The organism is Paenibacillus sp. FA6, from assembly GCF_051550225.1.
GTDB lineage: Bacteria > Bacillota > Bacilli > Paenibacillales > Paenibacillaceae > Paenibacillus_AQ.
In genome coordinates, this window is sequence record NZ_CP188820.1 from 3,861,715 (window position 1) to 3,881,602 (window position 19,888).

7 protein-coding genes and 2 pseudogenes are annotated in these 19,888 nt (G+C 43.0%); 3 read left to right on the forward strand and 6 right to left on the reverse strand.

Annotated elements, in window-relative coordinates; translation table 11 throughout:
• Window positions 1-136: 136 nt before the first annotated feature.
• The 3 genes from ACP8HI_RS17910 to ACP8HI_RS17920 are packed head-to-tail and all read right to left on the reverse strand — an operon-like array spanning window position 137 to window position 5,154.
• Window positions 137-1,669, reverse strand: coding sequence for an extracellular solute-binding protein (locus tag ACP8HI_RS17910; protein WP_438347544.1), 1,533 nt, complete (start codon window positions 1,667-1,669; stop codon window positions 137-139).
• A 23-nt stretch (window positions 1,670-1,692) separates the two neighbouring features.
• Complete coding sequence (locus ACP8HI_RS17915) at window positions 1,693-3,480, reverse strand: sensor histidine kinase (protein ID WP_438347545.1); 1,788 nt, start codon at window positions 3,478-3,480, stop codon at window positions 1,693-1,695.
• 36 nt (window positions 3,481-3,516) lie between these two features.
• A complete protein-coding gene (locus ACP8HI_RS17920; protein WP_438347546.1) occupies window positions 3,517-5,154 on the reverse strand; it encodes a response regulator transcription factor in 1,638 nt (545 codons plus the stop codon).
• 247 nt (window positions 5,155-5,401) lie between these two features.
• On the opposite strand from ACP8HI_RS17920, the gene ACP8HI_RS17925 reads away from it, so the two are divergent.
• Window positions 5,402-6,724 carry a family 43 glycosylhydrolase gene (locus ACP8HI_RS17925; RefSeq protein WP_438347547.1) on the forward strand — a complete coding sequence of 441 codons (1,323 nt, stop codon included), beginning with the start codon at window positions 5,402-5,404 and terminating at the stop codon, window positions 6,722-6,724.
• Between the two features lie 36 nt (window positions 6,725-6,760).
• Window positions 6,761-9,076: a glycoside hydrolase family 95 protein gene (locus tag ACP8HI_RS17930; protein ID WP_438347548.1), complete on the forward strand. Its 2,316-nt coding sequence runs from the start codon at window positions 6,761-6,763 to the stop codon at window positions 9,074-9,076.
• 53 nt (window positions 9,077-9,129) lie between these two features.
• Here the strand turns inward: ACP8HI_RS17930 and ACP8HI_RS17935 are convergent, their stop codons facing one another.
• Window positions 9,130-17,451, reverse strand: coding sequence for an immunoglobulin-like domain-containing protein (locus ACP8HI_RS17935; protein WP_438347549.1), 8,322 nt, complete (start codon window positions 17,449-17,451; stop codon window positions 9,130-9,132).
• Between the two features lie 387 nt (window positions 17,452-17,838).
• Between ACP8HI_RS17935 and ACP8HI_RS17940 the strand changes: the two are divergent.
• Window positions 17,839-18,105, forward strand: a pseudogene (locus tag ACP8HI_RS17940) (IS3 family transposase); the annotation flags it as partial.
• A gap of 583 nt (window positions 18,106-18,688) precedes the next feature.
• Here ACP8HI_RS17940 and ACP8HI_RS17945 read toward each other — a convergent pair.
• A pseudogene (locus ACP8HI_RS17945) lies at window positions 18,689-19,039 on the reverse strand (transposase domain-containing protein); the annotation flags it as partial.
• Between the two features lie 85 nt (window positions 19,040-19,124).
• On the reverse strand, window positions 19,125-19,445 hold the full coding sequence (tnpA, locus tag ACP8HI_RS17950; RefSeq protein WP_438347550.1) for an IS66 family insertion sequence element accessory protein TnpA: 321 nt from the start codon (window positions 19,443-19,445) through the stop codon (window positions 19,125-19,127).
• Between the last annotated feature and the right edge of the window lie 443 nt (window positions 19,446-19,888).

Sequence of the window (19,888 nt, forward strand, 5' to 3'; positions counted from 1 at the left end):
TTGTTCGTAACTTAATTCTAGAACATTAACCTCCTTAACCAAATGAGTCATTTATAAACTTTCTGTTATTCATTTAGCCTTTAATACTAAAGTGCGGGTTTCTACATGAATAGATAAAAGGGGTTTGGAATGATAATCATTCCAAACCCCTTTTATTAACGATGTATTGATCCACCTGACTTTGTACTTCTTTTATAATCAAGTCTATATTGTTGCCCTTTTGTAATTCGATATATTTTGCAACTTCTTCTTCTACGTTAGCAACTACTCCAAATTCAATCGGGCGAGCGTATTGCTGAATAAGTTTTTCACGTTCTAAAAGCTCTTTCCTAATGTTCGTTTCTGATAACAATAATCCATCAATCGGAGAATCTATATTCTTAGGCTCTGATGCGAACTTCGTTTCCCTTTCCCAAAATCCAGCACTATACGTATCACTTGGTCGTAAAAAATCGGTATTCCAAAAGGCCCATTGTCCACCCCATTCCATATAGTTACTAGTAACCGTTTTCATACCTGCGGGATATACTGCCATATCATCAACTAATTCATACGTTTTACCCTCAATCCCATATTGAACGAGATCATACAACACTTGATCCGTCTCAAGCATATCTAAAAATTGCAGCACGAGCTCGGGATTCAACGAATATTTATTAATAGCGATAACATTAGCAAGCTGAGATCGATTTATATATTTTTTATTTGGATAGAGTAATGACATTGTTTGCTTGTAACTACTATTTGCAAATCCAGGGTTTGCCTCTGCCCACTCATGCGACGTAATCGTGAACAGTATTTTCCCATTTCGCCATTCCATTGCCCCATCTTCCATTGAAATAAGCACTTCTTTACTCAATATTCGATCATCACTCCAAGACTTTGCCATAAGCCCAGCCTCCAGAAAAAAAGGTTGTTGCTCCATCGCCTGGATCGTTAGGTTAGGATCATTAATATAAAATCCTAGATTATAAAAGTTAATATCAAACCATTCATCACGTATATGATATATACTTAATGGCGACGTTCTTGTTATTCTTTCTGTAGGAAAAGCTTCTTTTAGTTCACGGAGAAGTCGATCTATATCCTCAATCGTTTGAATCTCATCATCTGCAATTTTAAATCCAGCTTTTTCTACATAGTCTAATCGCCAACCAGCAAATTTTCTCAGGTTCATTTTAATATTCCAAGGTAAGCCTACGATCTGATCATGCAACGTTGCGGACTGTAAATTTCCAGTTTCCTCATACTTTTTATATAAAGCTGGTGCATATCGGGGCAATAGAAGCGACAGATCTAAGTAAGCACCTTTAGCTGCCATTTGCTTGAATGCTAGCCATTCTGCATCAAAATTCATATCCCAGCGATCCCCAGCAGCTGACATCGTAAGAAGCTTATTAGTGTACTCATTAAAAGGGACATATTGAACATCGAACTTTACATTTAACCCCTTGCTCCTTACGTATTGTCCAATTTCATCCCATACTTCATCGCTAGCTGCCTTCTTGTCGCCACCAAAATAAAATTTCAAAGTAGTAGGTTCTACAGTTAAGGTTGATTCATCAGATGGTAGTTTTATTGATAGTTTTTGTTCGTTTGTATTGCATGCAGTAAGCATCAATACTAGCATAATTACAAATAAAAGCATCACATACCTTCGCTTAACCATCGCGTACCCCCTCTAATATTTCCTTATAATTGCGGATGTTGCAATTTATTGACCTGTTCATCATCAAGGATTGGATGCAGTATAGTAATACATGTACCTTCATTAGGATTAGATTCTATTTGTATTCGATAATCGTCTCCAAAATAAAGCTTTAATCTCTCATTGACATTGAATAACCCAACACCTTTAAGATCAGAGGACGATTGTACACTTTCTTCCTCCATATCATTCAAGCGTTCTATAACAGAATTCGGAATACCACTCCCGTTATCTGATAGTTTAAGAACGATATTCTCATTTTGTTTGCGCACCTCGATGACAATTTTCCCTTTTTCAAAATTATCTCGGACACTATGATGAATGGCGTTTTCTATAAGAGGTTGTAGCAGCAATCGCAAAAAGGGGCGCTCTAATAACTCTGGATCACAAAAGTAAAATATTCTAACTTTTTGCCCCATACGAGCCTGCTCAATTTGTACATAAGCTTTCACCTGTTCAATCTCACGCCGTAATGTCGTAATCTCCTTGCCTTGATTCAGGCTTAATCGCAGTAAATTTCCAAGTGCTGATACCATCTCTCCAATATCAGGTTGTCCATGGTTCTCTGCCTTCCATCTTATTGCTTCTAATGTGTTATATAAAAAATGCGGATTAATTTGATGACTTAGTACACGAAACTCTAGCACTTTTTTTCGTCTTTCTGCTAAAGATCCCTCTTCAATCAGTCCTTCGATTTTGGATAATAGCTCCGCTATGCCGCGATATAGTAGTCCAATTTCATCCTTACGATCTGATTTGGGTAAATAGTATTTGATGTTCCCTCCTTCAATGTGACGTATTAATTTCACTAAATGAGTAATCGGTTGTGTAAATCGTATCGTAATATACAAAACTAGACCCGCACAACAAAGTAAATAAATAATAAGTAATATTACTATCATGCGATTGGTTTCATTGATTGCACCTGTCAGTTCGTTCAACGGCGTTAAACTAACAACATACCAAGGTTGATTCGTAACCTTTACATGAGTAGCTAGATATACTTGATCATTCATCGTGACAGATTGGGGATCGGATGCTCCCGATTTCATAAACTTTACATAGTCCTTTGATGGGAAGACCAACCCCGTCATATTATTGTTATTAGAATCGTAGTATATGGTGCCATCTTCATTGACTAGCATGATCTTCTGATCCTTGAATTGATCCGATGGCGAAAAATATCGTGACAAATAATCCTCAGATAGATCAGCTACGATAAGCCCTTTGGGAACAGAATCATATAGTCCTGTAAAATGTTTTACATAAGTCAGTAAAGGCTTCCCGTATTCGCCCGGAGAAGGCATAATCAAATACCATGATGCAGCTCGATTTAGTCTGGATTTGCGAAACCAATGCTGTTCCTCTGTATCAGATACAGCTCCAATTGAGCTCAAATATTGCGAAAAGCCATCCAACTTGATCGGATACAGCTTCACTTGAAAAGCATCGACTGAGGAAGCATTCTGATACATAAAGGAGAGCATATCGACGGAAAGTCCCTCCTGTGCTTCAACCGTTGAAGCTTCCTTACTAAATAGCTCTTGTAGCCATTTATCCCCAATCAATTCATTAACTTGATCGTTTAATAATGATAAATAAATATCAAAGTTTTTCTCTGCTTGCTTTAAATAGCTCTTCGTTGTCTTTGTGTTCGTAATCGAAATCGCTTCAATGGATTTTGTATATGAGTAATAAGCAAATAGTAAAAAAGGAATAATAATGACAAAAAGAAATAAAATAACAAGTTGATTTCTAAGCGATGTCGACAATCTCTGTCCCTCCTCGAGTAGCTTGCAGATCTGTACTTAATCCGTCGTGATCCCTCTTTGACGGCGGTACTCTTTAGGCGTACAACCTACCTGCTTTTTAAATAATTTCGAGAAATGGACAGGATCTTTATACCCTACTTCGTAAGAGATTTGATAGATTTTATACTTCACATCCCCTAGCATTAACTTTGCCTTTTCCATTCGTACTGACGTTAAATATTCTAAAAAGGTGACTCCTTTCTCCTTACGAAATAACTTACTTAACCATACTGACGTAACATGTACACTATCTGCAACACTTTGCAGGCTTATATTACTTGCATAACTTTTATTAATCATTTTTTCTGCTTCAGTAACAATTTGACCTATGGCCGTTGATTGTCCTCTCCATTCCTCAGCCATTGCTAGCAAATATCGCTCTGTTAATTCTCTCAGCGATTGCAAAGTATCATACTGTTCCAATTGCTCCCATAGTGCTATAGGATTATCCGCTTTCAATTTACTCGATAAACCAGGGGATGAAAGACGATGGATCAATTCATATAGCCATTCAAACAGTTGTTGTTGAATGTCCCGAATATGTATTAGCTTCCATCCCTTGACCATATCATCAAATGCTTCCAGCGCCGCCGATATGTCCTCATCCGATCCATACTTAATCAAATCTATAACCTCTAAAGGCTCCTTCATCGATAACGACTCATGCTCAGTATCCTCATCCAATAATTTATCTATAAAAATTTTATTGCCACCGTATACAGCTTTTTGTCCTAGTATAAAAGATGCTTCATTATACATTTCACGTAATTGATTAATATTTCTAATCGTCGTCTTGAGTCCAATACTTATGGGCACCTTGACATATTGATTAATTCGTTGTAGAAACATCGTAGCCATTTCGTGCGGAGATTTCACTTCATCTGAATGAGTAACAGCCAATATTACTATCCATCTACTCATATGATCTAGACAGAGGGCAAAAGGCTCGGTATACTCTTCATTCAAGGTCTGCTGAACAACATTACCAATACCAAATTGAATGAGTTCTTTCTCTTTAATCCCTTGTTTTTCTATCGCACGAAGATCATCCGCTTCTATTAAAAGTAAAGTCATCGTTCTATCCAGCATCCACTCTAATCCAGAATTATGTAGACGGTGACTGCGTCTTGTCTCCCAAAAAGGATCAAACTCGTGCTGTAACATTTCCAGTAATAACTCCTCTCTAATTTTACCAATTGCAAAATTAGCATGGGAATGTAACTGTGCTTCTGTCTGAATTTCTAATCTTTCCCTATATATATTTTCTATTGTTTTAGTAACAACTTGCTTTAATTCTTCCATATTAATTGGTTTTAATATATAGTCTATGACACCTATTTTGAGCGCTTCCTTTACTAGATTAAAATCATCATAACCACTAATAACGATCGTTTGCGGATTGTAATCGCTATCTTTTTTTTGGAAAAGCTCATTAAGAAACTCAAGTCCAGACATTCGGTTCATTTTAATATCCGTTATAATAAGTTCTGGCTTAGAGGTGTTTGCAATCTCAAGTGCTGAAATTCCATCATCTGCTATCATAATGTGTTGAAATCCATATTCTTCCCACGAGAATCTATTTCTTAATCCTTCTCGTATTTCAACTTCATCATCAACGATCAGTACACTTAGCATCACTTTTCCCTCCCATATTATGCTTAGCCACAATACGTAGTTACAACGACATGGTAACGTATCATTTCACAAATAACAAGAAAATTCATCACGCAGAAACATGAAATCATATGTATTTCTTCCAGCTTATTAGAAATGCTTTTGTATTCTCTTGTTTTATTTAACTTTGTCTCATAGTAGTAAAAGCAGCAAACCTTTATTATGGAGTGAATCAATATATAGCTATAATCTCAGGAGGTAATTATCGATGAGTAACAGCAAAATTCCAGAACAAGCGCTTAAAACAAAAGGATCTAATCCAATTGTTACAACTATTTTTACAGCTGATCCATCCGCTCATGTATGGGATGACGGAAAAATCTATATTTATGCTTCGCATGATATGGATCCAGCTAGAGGCTGTGATCTAATGGATAGATACCATGTATTTTCTTCAGAAGACATGGTGAACTGGCTAGATGAAGGTGAAATATTAAGTTCAGATGGCGTTGCCTGGGGTAGACCGGAGGGTGGCTTTATGTGGGCACCCGATTGTGCCTACAAAAACGGCACTTACTATTTCTACTATCCGCATCCAAGCGGAACAAGCTGGAACGACACTTGGAAAATTGGGGTAGCAACAAGTGATCAACCTGCTAGCGGATTCGTTGATCAAGGATATGTTGAAGGTCTGGGCGGATTCGCGCTTATTGATCCTTGTGTATTAGTTGACGATGATCAGCGTGCTTATATGTATTACGGCGGCGGTGGAATCTGTCTCGGCCTGGAGCTTGATGAAGATATGATGTCTGCTCGTGGTGAAATTATCCAATTTGAAGGCATCGAAGATTTCCATGAAGCTGCTTGGGTGTTCAAAAGAAATGGATTATACTATTTGACCTACGCCGATAATTTGCATGCAAACAATCAAATGAGATATGCCATCAGTGAAAGCCCGCTAGGCCCTTGGACATATAAAGGTATTTTCCTTGAACCGACAGGCTGTGATACTACCCATGGATCGGTAGCTCAATTTAAAGGGAAATGGTATTTGTTCTATCATAATCAAGTCGTATCTGGGATTGGTAATCTTAGAAGCATGTGTATTGATGAACTTGAATTCAATGATGACGGCACGATCAGAATGGTTTTACAAACAAAGGAAGGTCTAGCACCGGCGGATGTATTAACCTTAGCGCATCCTAACCCTAATGATTACAGCGTCGCCAATTGTGTAGTTGGTGGAGGAGCAACGATTCAACAAGTAGCAGATAACGTTGAAGCTATTACTGGTTTGGAGCTGCCAGGATCTTATTGTCATTTCGATCATATCGACGGTTCTACTGGCGGTAGAGCAGCCATCTATATTCATCATGCAACTGAGCAGTATGTAACAAAGCTAAGACTACAAGTTAACGACATTGATTATACATTAATTAATGCGATGTCTACAGGCAGCTTAACTAACTTTACAGGCTGTGCCCAGATTACCGTGCAGTTAGAAGCTGGAAGCAATAATACGATCAAGCTAGCTGGCGGAAATGGTGCGATTAACATTATTGGAATTACCGTTATTCCATTTAACTACTAGCCACTATAAATAATTATTGCAGGAGGTTGTGACATAATGACAATGCAATCAGATGACCGAAATATTGATCCTCTGCAACTCTGGTACAATAAGCCGGCAGCCATCTGGGAGGAAGCACTTCCTCTCGGCAATGGCCGGCTTGGGGCAATGGTCTTCGGTCATCCTTATTCAGAGCGTATCGCATTGAACGAAGATAGTGTGTGGTATGGCGGTCCAAGAAATAGAAATAATCCGAATGCCTATGATCATCTAGCTGAAATCCGTAAGCTGTTATTGGAAGGAGCCATTCCGCAAGCGCAACAGCTTGCGGCAATGGCTTTATCTGGTGTGCCGGAAACCCAACGTCACTATTTGCCTTTAGGCGATCTCCTTCTCTTTGTCAACCATGTGGATGGAGAGCTAAGTAATTATCGAAGAGAACTAGATATTGCTACTGGTATTGCAACGGTTAACTATTCAGTCGGAGATACATCTTATTCTAGGGAGATATTTACGAGTTTCCCTGAACAAGCGCTAATCATTAGACTTACATCCAGCGATCAGCGGATTTCGCTTCGTGCCAAGCTGGCGCGAGGAAGCAATCGCTACTATGATGAGCTTGTCCAAGTTGGGCAGGATACCATTGTTATGCGGGGTAATTGTGGTGGACAAGGCGGCTCTGATTTCCGGATCGCATTGAAGGCCGTTGCAGAAGGTGGCAGCATCTCTATGATCGGAGAGCATCTCATCATCAACGATGCTCATGCTGTAACTTTAATACTTACAGCAGGAACCACCTTCCGTTTTGAAGACGTCGAGCAAGAAATAGTGACCATTGCGGAGAAAGCCGCAACGCTACCTTATGCTGATCTTCGCAAGCGCCATGTCGCAGATGTCACATCTCTGATGTCTCGGGTAACCTTTAAGCTAGAGGGTGATTACGATGCTTCGCTACCTACCGATGAACGACTTGAGCGTGTGCGTAATGGTCAACAGGATTTAGCATTACTTTCACTATATTATCAATTTGGTCGGTACTTACTTGTCGCAAGCAGTAGACCTGGATCGTTACCAGCCAATTTACAAGGCATTTGGAATGAGAAAATGCTACCTGATTGGGATAGCAAATATACAATAAATATCAATACACAGATGAATTATTGGCCAGCTGAATCTAGTAATTTGGCAGAATGCCATGAACCACTTTTCCAGCATATTGAACGGATGAGAGAGCCGGGCCGAGTTACAGCGCGTGAGATGTATCAATGCGGCGGGTTTGTCTCACACCATAATACAGACATTTGGGGTGATACGGCTCCACAGGATATCTATATGCCTGCGACATACTGGACTTTGGGTGCAGCATGGCTTTGCTTACACCTATGGGAGCACTATGAATATAGTCGGGATCAACAATTCCTCGATTCGGTATATCCAACAATAAAAGAAGCAGCACAATTTTTCGTAGATTTTCTGTATGAGGATGAACAAGGGCAATTGCTTACCGTCCCATCTGTTTCACCTGAAAACAGCTATATTTTACCAAGTGGTGTTCAAGGTATTTTGTGTGCAGGTCCAGCAATGGATAATCAAATTTTACATGAGCTGTTTACTGCATGTATCGAAGGCGCATCTATATTAGGAACGGATGAGCTTCTGATTAAGCGATGGGCTACTATACGATCGAAGCTGCCTAAACCACAAATCGGGAAACATGGTCAGCTGCTAGAATGGCTCGAAGATTATGACGAAGTTGAGCCTGGACACCGCCATATTTCCCATCTGTTCGCCTTGTATCCAGGTAAACAATTTAACTTAAGAACGACACCTGAGTGGACAGAAGCAGCTAAAGTGACATTGGAGCGCAGACTTGCGAGCGGTGGTGGACATACAGGCTGGAGTAGAGCGTGGATTATTAATCTATGGGCGCGGCTAGAGGATGGTGAGAAAGCGGAATATAATGTTGCCCAACTACTAGCTCACTCCACGCTACCTAATCTATTCGACAATCATCCTCCATTTCAAATAGACGGTAATTTCGGTGGCACAGCTGGCATTACTGAAATGCTAATGCAAAGTCATATGGATGAAATCCACCTCCTTCCTGCACTTCCGCAAGCTTGGAATAGTGGTAGTATTACTGGATTAAGAGCAAGGAACGGATTTGAAATTAGTATGGAGTGGGAACAAGGTAAAGTTACATCGGTACAAATTAACGCCACCTTGAATCTTACATGTCGCATACGTCTGGGTGGACGCTATACAGTTCATACTGCCAATGGTGTGGAGATTAACACTGATGTAACAAGTCGAGCTTGCCTTCAATGGGAAGCAATGGCAGGGGAACGCTATATCATTACCGCTATCCTTTAATTATAGTTACTTATGAAAACAGACCGCCGATGGCGGTCTGTTTCTTGGTATCCTTACTTCTTGGATAACGCTATGAAGTTCATAATCATCGTAATTGCCTCTGCTCTTGTTGCCGTTGCATTAGGTGCAAAAGTTCCCACGTCACGCCCTTCGACGATGCCCGCTTCCTTCAATGCGGAAACTGCTGCTCTTGCCCATACTGGGATGTCGCCATTATCAGCAAAGTCTGTCTCTCCGACACTTTCTGTATCTACACCCCATGCTCTAGCGATCATCACCGCTAACTCCGCACGTGTAATGCTAGCTGATGGACGGAAGCTACCACTACTATCACCTTTTATAATACCGGCTAGAACTGCCTTCGCCACTGCATCCTGCGCCCATGCGCCAATCTTCTCCTTGTCGGTGAAGATCAATTCGTCAGCTTTTCCAGTCGGCTTGAGTACATTCATCAACATCATTGTGAATTCTGCTCGTGTTACGATTGCATCAGGCTTGAACGAACCATCGGCGTAACCTTTCACAATACGCAACTCAGTTGCTTGACGAATCGCATCTGCAGCCCAGTGTCCGGCAATATCCTTCAATTCAATCTGGTTCTCTTGATTTCCACCGGTGTTACCACCGTTGTTACCGCCGTTGTTACCACCGTTGTTACCGCCGTTGTTACCGCCATTGTTACCGCCGTTGTTACCGCCATTGTTACCGCCGTTGTTACCGCCATTGTTACCGCCGTTGTTACCGCCATTGTTACCGCCGTTGTTGCCGCCGTTGTTGTCAGGCGTTGTATCAACTACTGTAATCGTCAGCACCTGCGGCTGGCCTGCGCTAAACTCAAACGTTAGCTGCGCAGTACCTTTTTGTAATTTCGCCAAGTAAGCCGTCGTAATCGTTATCTGATCGCTATTCACAACATAATCTGTTCCAGCCTGCAGCAGTGCACTGCCTTTCTTAATGGCTGTCAGTGTATTCCCTTTAAGCTCCAGCTTTATTGTAGCTGCTTGCTGCTTGCTAGGGTTCAAATCAAATTCAGCAGCAGTTGGGCTGATTTCGCTATCCTGATCGATAACATTGATTCTGTTAAGAAGATCCGTCTTAACTTCGCCGTCTGCCATAATAGTGACAAAGTTGCGAGCTATAGCGATATCGGCAGCTGATCCAGACGCGAGAGCCTTTGAAACGGCAGCCCTTGCCGATGCTTCAAGCATTTCATTGTATTTGCCTGCGCCTAACAGATATACGTCTGTAAATGAATTTGAATTTTTTAATTGTCCACTTTCAACTTCAAAGGTGGATCTGGTGCTGTCTGATTCACGCGAGCCGTCAGATTCATTGAACATGATTGATATTCCGATTCTTCCGTTCGCGAGCTCCGATGTAGGATTATTATGAACAGTATTAAACGGAATCTTTAAATCGTAAATCGTCGTTTTCGTATCTTCGTCTCTCGTCATCTTTGCCACGATATCAGTTATCGGAGCAGTCGGTGCATTGGCGCCTGTGGGACGAGTCCAAGCCCAAATTACATCTTTGTTGTCATTGGTGAGCGCGAATCCCAATTCATTCCGCGTAGTACTGTCGGTTGCAGGATTGCGTAAATCAATGCCTAACTGCAAATTATCCTCTCTCCATATATTCCCTCCGGTCTGGTTATTGAAGTGTACGTCGTCTGTAACGACAATGTACGCGTATAAATTGCTGTCGTCCCATGCGAAATGCGATCCTACGCTGAGGTCTTGCGTACCATCCCACGTTCCCGAAGTGACATAATCTTTGGTGTCCATGACAAATGCCGGAGTTGCGGCACTCTTTGCCGGATTTTCTGCGCCTGCAGAACTTACCTTTTCAGCGTAAGCCGCGTCAAATTTTGCCGTATAGGTGTATGCTTTTCCGTCTTCAAGTTGAAGCTTGAATGTGATCAGACCTGCAACATAATACGGTAAATCTACGGTTACGGATTCGCCTGCCGCAAGCGCATCAAATTTAATGGGAGTGAGATTTTTAGCATAGGCAACCGGGGAAACAATTGTCAATGTCCCGGGTGCAGACGCTCTTCCTCCGACATTATACTTAACGTTGAATTGTTGTTTATCTCCGTTTTTGGTTAAGTTAAATACAAACGGTTCCGCCAATAAATCCGAGCCGTAAATGCCGTACGGATTGTCCGTCGGGGTGCTGTTTCTCAAACCCGATGCGTAATAATTGTTGCTAAGTTCTATCGACGTGCCGCCCTGGCGCAGCATTGCATACACATTATTACTCTGACCGTTCTTTGACGGCTGGAAGTAAGAGGAGTATACATGCGCTTTTCCGCCGTAGACATCTATACCTGGATTGCTGCTTGGCAGCTGAGTAAAGTTTGCTTGCTGGAAACGAACGATACCGTTATTTACTACCGCTCCTGCTGTGCTCGGGCTTCCCCAGAACGCGCTGTTGTACAGGACAAGTTCAGCGTCGGGGTGGATTTTTGCGGTATTAGGTACATCGCCCATTCTGACATACGCTCTGTCCGGCTGCGTCGTGATGTTCGTATTAACCAATTCCGAGTTGATAGCGATTATTTTCGTGTGTTCGTCCGCGTCTTCCACATACAAAGCGTACGTGGTTCCGTCCGAGCCGTGACCGATCATCGTCATTTTTCCGGGGTATGCGAATTCGCCGTTCCCCAAGTCTCTTTTCAGGAAGTGTATGCCGTATACCGAACCGTAAACGAAATTGTTGAAAATCGTCTGGTCCTCCACATCGGCGAATTTGAGCGCACTCATGTATCTTTGTACGAAACCGTACAAATCGCCGGTAGGTGCCGAATATCCTTGACCTCCCGGAAGTCTCAAAGCGTAATGCGGATTGAATTGCATATTTCTGATAAATCCGCCTTCCGCGCCTCCTCCGACCCAAATGCCTGCTCTGAGGAGCGTGCCTCCTAAATAATCAACATAGTGACCATCGGTTTTATATGAAGCCAGGTCTATGCCTTTATCCCCTATCGGGATCGTTAAGTTGATTGCATATACGCCTGCTCCTTGTCCCTGTACCAAAAACGGTGTTTTTAACGTTTGGTCAGGGTTATTGAGGTTGACGCTGGTTATATTCGTTTGCGTAATGTTAAGTCCTCTGAGACCTGCGTTTGCCTTAAGCTGTATGAGAGAAGCTCCGTTTTCTCCCTGAGCGCCGCCGGTGTAAGCTGTAAATATCGCCGTGCCGCCGCCTTGTGTATGGTGCTGTACGTCCCATGTTCCTCTGAGTTCAACACCTTCGGGAACGATGACAGGACTATTCAGTCTATATCTTCCACCCGGTAAATATATCGTGCCGCCGCCGTGATTAGCTTTAATATAGTCAAGAGCTTCCTGCAATTTTGTAGATATATCCACGGTCGGTGCGTTGCCTGTTAACGAACGTGGGAAGTCAAGTCTAAGCACTGCGCTTGATGTCGGTCTAGGGTGTACTTCAATATCTGTTTTTACGTCTTTCGGAATAGGTTCAAATAGATAATCAACATCATTAACGATTTGTACCGTGGTGTTATTACCGTCAGCCTTAACATCAAGTTCAAGGTTATCGATGTGAGCGGCAAGGTTAGCGCTCTCGATGTTAAGGTTATAACCGGAATTTACCGATTTGAATGTTCCAAAGTTTGTTCCGAGATTTGCATGTTTGTCTGCCTGTTTGAAGTTGCTCTGACTGACTAATGCGTTTCCTCGACCCAGGAAGTTCAGCGCGTAATTGTCATATTCGTCGAACGTACTATCCTCAAAGGATATAACTCCGCCTCTGGCGTTGCTTACAATCGGACCTTTGAAGTCAACTCCGTTGAATTGAACAGAAGTGTCGAAACGTTCGTTGAAATATACTGCCGTGTCGCCTCCGAATTCCGAGTTCGAGAGAAGCAGACCGAAACCGTTAACGTTGTCAATATATATTCCCGTTTGACTGTCTTCGATTTTCAATCCGTAGAACTGCGCGTTCGGAGCTTCGTCGCCGCCAGGTTCTCTTCCGATCCACATACCCGTCTTATACCCGGAAATATTCAATCCAGATACATATTCCCAGTCCGAACGGTGCATCATGAATCCGGTAGCGTTCGCTCTTGTGTACGCTCTCGCGTCCGAAAGAAACGGTGCGCCGTCAAGTCCTGAATTCGCCCAGTATTTCGGGTCAATGTTAACGTTCTCGATACGTCCGATGTCTGTACATGTGTGAACCACGATGCCCTTGTAGAGAGCCGTCATATTGCTGTTCACAACATAATGCATTTCGCTCGGCAGGGAAATGAATCCTCCCCAAGCGTTCACGAGAGTAACGTTATCAAGCGTCACGCTGTTTCCGGTTCTCTGATAGAACGTCCACGGATACGGAATTCCTTTTATGTCCTCAAATTCCCCTGTCTTCTGACCATCTGCGTTCCTCTTTTCAACAGTGGTTGTAGCATGAATATCTTGATTCGGATACCATACTGAAAGGTTCGTTACACCTGTGCCTTGTTCCATGTCTATGAATCTATCGGACACGTTAGCTACTTTTTTGCCGCCTGTCTGATTTTCTCTCTCGTCAGAGTCAACATACGTGTCATAATTGGCGGAATTATGTCCGGCATAGACTGCGAGAATGGTTCCGTCGATTTTACCGTCGTAATCGTCCGCATCCGGGTTATCCCATTCGCCACGGAGCTGTACGCCTGCCCGCAAATTTAAAACCTGTTTATATTCGTAGGTTATACTGCCTGTCGTGCTTTGAACGCTTATTGTGCCGGTAGTTTCCGTATGGAACGCATAGGTTCCCGCCGGAATATAGACTACGCCGCCGCCATCATTATAAGCCGCATCAATCGCCACCTGGAAAGCCTCTCTGTTATCGAAATTAACTAAGCCTTCCGCTTCTGCCATCTCTGCTGTCTTCGCACCGAAAGCGAGTACGTTAAAATCCGATATCGCCCAATCTTTCGCATCGTGTTCCTGAACGATTGCCGTTCTTATGTGTTTTGCATAATCATATCTATCCGGAACTGTGAGCACAAATGTTTTAGTCTTGGTTACAGGAGCGGCTACCGGACCTCTTTTTACCGTCGCCGTGAGTGTTACCTCACCGCCGCCGTCCGGACGGTTTGTCGGTATCAGGCCTGCATCGGTTATGAGGGTAGCAGCTGATGTCGCCCATGTAATATCCGTCATATTCTCACCCATGGACGGGAGAACCAAGTTCGTCGTCACATTAGCCTCAGAAGCATTGACGCCTTTGATTAAATCCCATGTCAGTTTATTCAACATATCGTTTACCGCATCCTCGTCGGTTCCGGTACCTGTTCCGCGAACCACTATATTAAATGTTTTAACAACCGGTGTTGCCGTACCTTTGCTTACTGTCGCCGTGAGGGTTACATCTGTACTCACTCCTTGACGATCTACTGCGCCGGTGTTGCTGTTTATCACCGTGTTATTGGTAGATGTCCACACAATGTTCGTACTCGCTGAACCCGCCTTAGCAAGATTCAAATTGGTTTCAACTAGATCCTGTCTGGTATTCGTGCCCTTAATAGCGTCCCAAGTCAGCGCGTCCGAAACAAGTTTGACCGCTTCTTCATCCGTTGGAGGAATTTCGGTTATTCGTATGCTCTGTATGATTGCTCCGGCTGCACCGATACGGAAGTGCGCTCCTTGATTTTGTGCTCCTATCGCAAAATTAGCTCCGTTAAGCACAACTTTTGAAGTCACCCAAGAGTTTCCGCTTCCTGTCGCCGGAATGCTCGCTGATCTATACGCTTCATATCCAGAGAAACTGCCGGGATATATGGTGTTATACTGTAACGAAATACCGCCCGTTGCGCTCGGTCTCCAGTATGTGACCGCTAATTCGACCTTGTTTGCTTGCTTAAGTTTAAGGTCGTCTACAATTACGTACATAAAGTTGCCAATCTTCACAGCATCTACGCCGCTTTGAGTGACTATATCCACTGCGGTACCGCCGTCTCCGATGAGGCTGATGCCTATGCCGTTGCCTTGAAGTCCTGGATACGGTCCAGCCGGATCTCCACCGTCGCCGAGACCGCTTCCAATTGTATCAACTGCATCAAATGATTCAGGATCGTTGAAATCAATGAACACTTCAGCCAGTTCGTTAGTCGTACTGGCTACTGTCAAATTAAAATTCACATTAACAGGTGTTGCATTACCTTTGGTTATTGTCGCCGTAAGGGTTACGGCTTTTCCTACGTCAGGGTCGCGAGTTACTCTGCCAGTTGCGGTATCTATGATACCTGCCGGTTCAGCCGACCATACTATAGCAGTATCATTCGCACCCGTTGCCTTAAGCGTCAACCCCGTTCTTACTTCGGATTGAATAGCATTCGAATTCCTGATCGTGTCCCATGTCAGCTTATTTGCTGCGTCCGATACTGCTTGATTGTCGTCAAGATGCTCCACTCTAACTCTTGTATGCGTTCCTGCGAAAGGATATTGCGTATTTTGAGCTGTGCGTGCGAATGTATAATAGATGTTGCCTGTTGGTTTTGTAAATGACGCAGTATAAACGCCTGTTTGGAGAGTACCCGTCGTCCAATCGCCGACCGCAGGAGCGTTACCGTTGGTGTTGATCGCGAACTGCACAGCCTGACCGTTTGTCGGCGCTGCTGAAGATAACATAACGTTGCCCGTTGTCTCAACAGCAGTGGGAATGGGTTTCGGCGAATCCACGGTATTCTGGAAACGAGGGTTCTTAATATAGATGTCGCCTTGGGGCACGGGAGACCATTGCATTTGCAATCTCCCTGCCTGTACCGTGTCCAAATGAACGGGATTGAAACCATTCGGAGAATTGGCTGCTGATAATTGCGCATAAACAGTAATCCATTCATTAACCTTTCCGTTTTTGATTTCGTTAACATTAAGGTTAAGACGCGAATTGGTGTCAAGATTGTTACCGCCACTTGCCATGGCGATCCAGTTATTGCCACTGAGATTTAAAAGGTCCGTATGCGTAACATACATATCAAAAACAAAATATTGATTCGCGTAAGCTGATAAATCCTGATTGCCGCTGCCATTAACAAAGCGGGCATCCCAAAGCCGTTCAGCGCCGGCGCCTATTTTTCCAGCTCCCAACTTAACCGCGTTATTTCCGTCCGGCGCAATAGCGTTATTCGTCCCCTCTTCTATATTAGGGAAATACGTCGCAGCCCGGGCGTTGACCTCTGCCGGCACGGCTCTCACCGTCACGGTAAAAGTTTGCGTAGCACTTGCATTGCCCTTGGTTATTGTCGCCGTGAGTATTACGGTTTTGTCAACTTCTCTATTCAATAAACGATTTACGCTTCCGGTGTTGCTAATTGCCGCATTATCCGATGACCATGCTACGTTAGTTGTTCCTATTGTCGTCGGAAGACTAAGTTGTGATTTCACATCGTTATTCGAAGTATTACTACCTTTAATAGTATCCCATGTCAGAGACGACGACGCCTCATCTACCAATGTTTGGTTGTCAATAGACGTTACAGTAATTCTTGAAGATACGCCGATGAAGTTGTAATCGCCACCTGCTTTCGCGCGCGCGAAAACATAGTAGGTGTCTGCTGAAGGTAATATGGCAAATTGATGAGTATAAACATTACCGTTTTCAATTCCATCCACCCAACCGGATGCGGGAGCGATTTCATCTTCGCTTATTGCGAATTCCACAGCTTGCCCGCTAGCCGGTGCGTTCGCAGTTACTGTTCCTGTTGCTACATCAAGTGCGGGAGCCGTTGACGGTGAAACCGGAACGCTTAACGTACTTTTCTGGAAACGCGGGTTTTTTATGAAAACGTCGGTCTTGGGGACATTAGTATCCCATTGCAGATGCATTGCCAGTCTGGTTACTTGGTCTAGCCAGGCGTCTTGGAAACTCCCGGCTACGGCACTTGACGTCGATAACTTCGTATAGACCGTCGCCCATGTGCCCACCGCTGCATTTGTGACCCCGCTTAAATCAAGTTGGAGACGAGAATCGTTGTTAAACTTGTCCTCAGCGGGATTACTGTCGCTTACTATGACGATCCAGTTATTTCCTTGCATATTTTTAAAGCTCTCATCGGGAATGTACATCTCGAAAACGAAGTATCCATCTTTGTAAGCTAATAAATTCTCTGGAGGCGACACGCTCGGCGTGAAGAGGTTATCCCAAGTACCCCCGCCCTTTGAGGTTCCGGTGTTTAAACTCCACGCTGTCTGTCCGTCCGGCGCAACGGTTTCTGTCGCCGTATTATCATCTGCACCTGCATTTACGGTCAAAAGGTGTACTTCATCTTCCCATGCCGCGGCCGCGCTGACTGTCATAGGCGGAGTAAACGAAGTAAATAGCATCGCTATCACAAGTAAAGAGGCTAATAACCGTCTTTTTATCATTCTAAAATTCCTTCCATATATAATGTTTTTAGGTTTTGAAGAGATCCCATAACTCTTTAAAACTTAGCTGTATTGTTGCGCTAATCATACGATTAGCGCAACAATACATATTAATTGGCCGTATGGCCTCAAAGCAAGTATCGATTTTGTAGTTAAATGATAAATTATTTTCACCAATTTCTAATTAATATATAGTTTGAGAAACCTCATTCACGACATCAATTAATGCTTTTCTATATCTACTTTTTGATCAGCCCCCTGTGTCAGAACAGTTGTCGTACCCCTCAATAGAACGTATAGTAATTACTAAGAGAAAGGACGAGGTGGTTTACGATGGCTAGGTATAACAAAGAGTTCAAATCGAAAATTCAACAACGCATGTTGCCACCGCATGCAAAGAGAAAACCGCCTGCGCATAAGTTAAGTGAATCGGAAGAGCTACAAATTATTGAAACGATCAATCAGCCAAAATTTAAAAGTCTACCACCTAGCCAAATTGTTCCGAGACTTGCTGATGAAGGCATCTATTTAGCTTCCGAATCTACTTTTTATCGCATTGTGCACAAACACCAACAACAGCATCATCGCGGGCGCAGTACAAAACCAATTACGAGTCATTCTGCAACGAAGCCAAATCAAGTATGGATGTGGGATCCAGCAAACGCTGTAATCCCATCAGGGTCCGGAGTTTCGCCAAGAGTAATGATAACGCCTTCACAGGAGGGATAGCCTACTTCATCGGCATGAGCCGGTGTAATATTCATTCCCGTTGTTACGAGCAGTACGCTAAGCATAGAAAATTAAAATTTTCGCATACTGTCCCATCTTCTGATGACCTTCATTGTTTGACCTCCAATGCTGCTTTAATCTTGATATGACCCCCTCATGTGTGGCCTGACCACACTTTCCCGCTTTTATGTTTGCCGCCGCATCACCTCTACTATTCCATATGTCCAATCTTGTAAAAGCCCATCCGTCCACAATCGACCATATGTTAGCGCTTTCAAGGACTATAGAAAAATAACAGGATTCAAAAAGCGATACGCGTACGTGCAAATAACGTAATCTTACCACTTCTTTTAACCCTGTAATAATTTCCCATGAAAATACTCTGTATATATTGTGGACTTATCTTATCATACGAGTATTGCAATAGAGTTTCTACGAGGTAGTTTTATCCTTTACAGGTGCAATATTATCTTAATGAAAATGCTTCCTCGCTATACTGAATGCCTAATATTTGTTCTTCTTCGGATAAGGTATAGGTGATCGTTTCCACAGGAAACTGATCCAGCTTAGCCTCACGGCTACCACTAGATTTTTAACGATTGTACGTAACGGTTTCAACGTCTGGCTCTTGCGAAGCTGATGTCTTTGGCACTTCAGCTTCATTAAACAGTTGAAGCTCCAGTTGATCGGTATGCGTCTTTTCACTGGAGGCGCCGAAACGCTTTTGTTAAGCAAGACGGAACTGTTCTTCATACCATTTTAGTTTCGTAGAAAGTTCCGCAATTTGCTGCTCCTGTTTGACTGTTTTCCGTTCAAGTTCTTCTATAGCAAGGGATGATAGATTCGTTTGATTTTTCATACTATATATATTCGAATTTTCTGGATCGATTTACGTAGATCGGTTGATCCACAGGCGAGATAGACAGGAACCGTTGTAGGCACCGTCAACATGATGGAATCTCCAATGCCTGTACTACTGCACGTAGTAACTCCGCGTCGAATCCTGCACGAACTTCAATTTTAGCTTGCCCGATCTCCACAAAAAGAGCGGATGAAACGCTAGAATGAGAAACGGTTAGAGGAACAAAGCGAGGAGGATGTCCTTGTGAAGCAGCAGGATTTGCATTCGTTTTACGAAGCCAATATTTAAGGGTTTCTTTTGAAAATTGATGAGCTTGACACCAAGCGGCCATGGTAAGACCGCTAGCTCTGTAGTCTGCGATACGGGTTTTCCATTCTTGAAGTCGCTGTTCTTTCTTAGTCATCTGAGACAACCTCCTGTTATTAGGTTGACTTTATTTTCTCATGAATGGAATAACGATTGAAGGTGGGCTGTATTTGACGCTTACCTATATAACGCTTTGAACTTTGCCACAATTGCCAACTGTACTTAATTATATCTCCTACAACTTTTTGAGCATCATAGCTCGGCTTCCTCGTACAGAAAATACATCGGAAGCAAAAACAAACGGCTAGAATTGACCTCGCAGTTACTAGTGCAGCCACTGCATTGATACTGCCTTCAGCTATAGATGTCTAAAAGATACACCATTCCTTTACTATAACGAACTCACTGCTATCATTCTATCGGTCATAATTGTATTTTATTGTATATTCCTATCTTCTTTACGGGCCATACAGATTAAAAAAAGATGACTCCTGTGTAATACCAGAAGTCGTCTTTTTTCCGTTGTCTAATTTATTGTAT

Excerpts from the sequence above, each read along its gene's own strand:
- ACP8HI_RS17910 (WP_438347544.1), bottom strand. The coding sequence starts at position 1,669 with ATGGTTAAGCGAAGGTATGTGATGCTTTTATTTGTAATTATGCTAGTA.
- tnpA (WP_438347550.1), bottom strand. The coding sequence starts at position 19,445 with ATGACTAAGAAAGAACAGCGACTTCAAGAATGGAAAACCCGTATCGCA.
- ACP8HI_RS17920 (WP_438347546.1), bottom strand. The coding sequence starts at position 5,154 with ATGCTAAGTGTACTGATCGTTGATGATGAAGTTGAAATACGAGAAGGA.
- ACP8HI_RS17935 (WP_438347549.1), bottom strand. The coding sequence starts at position 17,451 with ATGATAAAAAGACGGTTATTAGCCTCTTTACTTGTGATAGCGATGCTA.
- ACP8HI_RS17930 (WP_438347548.1), top strand. The coding sequence starts at position 6,761 with ATGACAATGCAATCAGATGACCGAAATATTGATCCTCTGCAACTCTGG.
- ACP8HI_RS17925 (WP_438347547.1), top strand. The coding sequence starts at position 5,402 with ATGAGTAACAGCAAAATTCCAGAACAAGCGCTTAAAACAAAAGGATCT.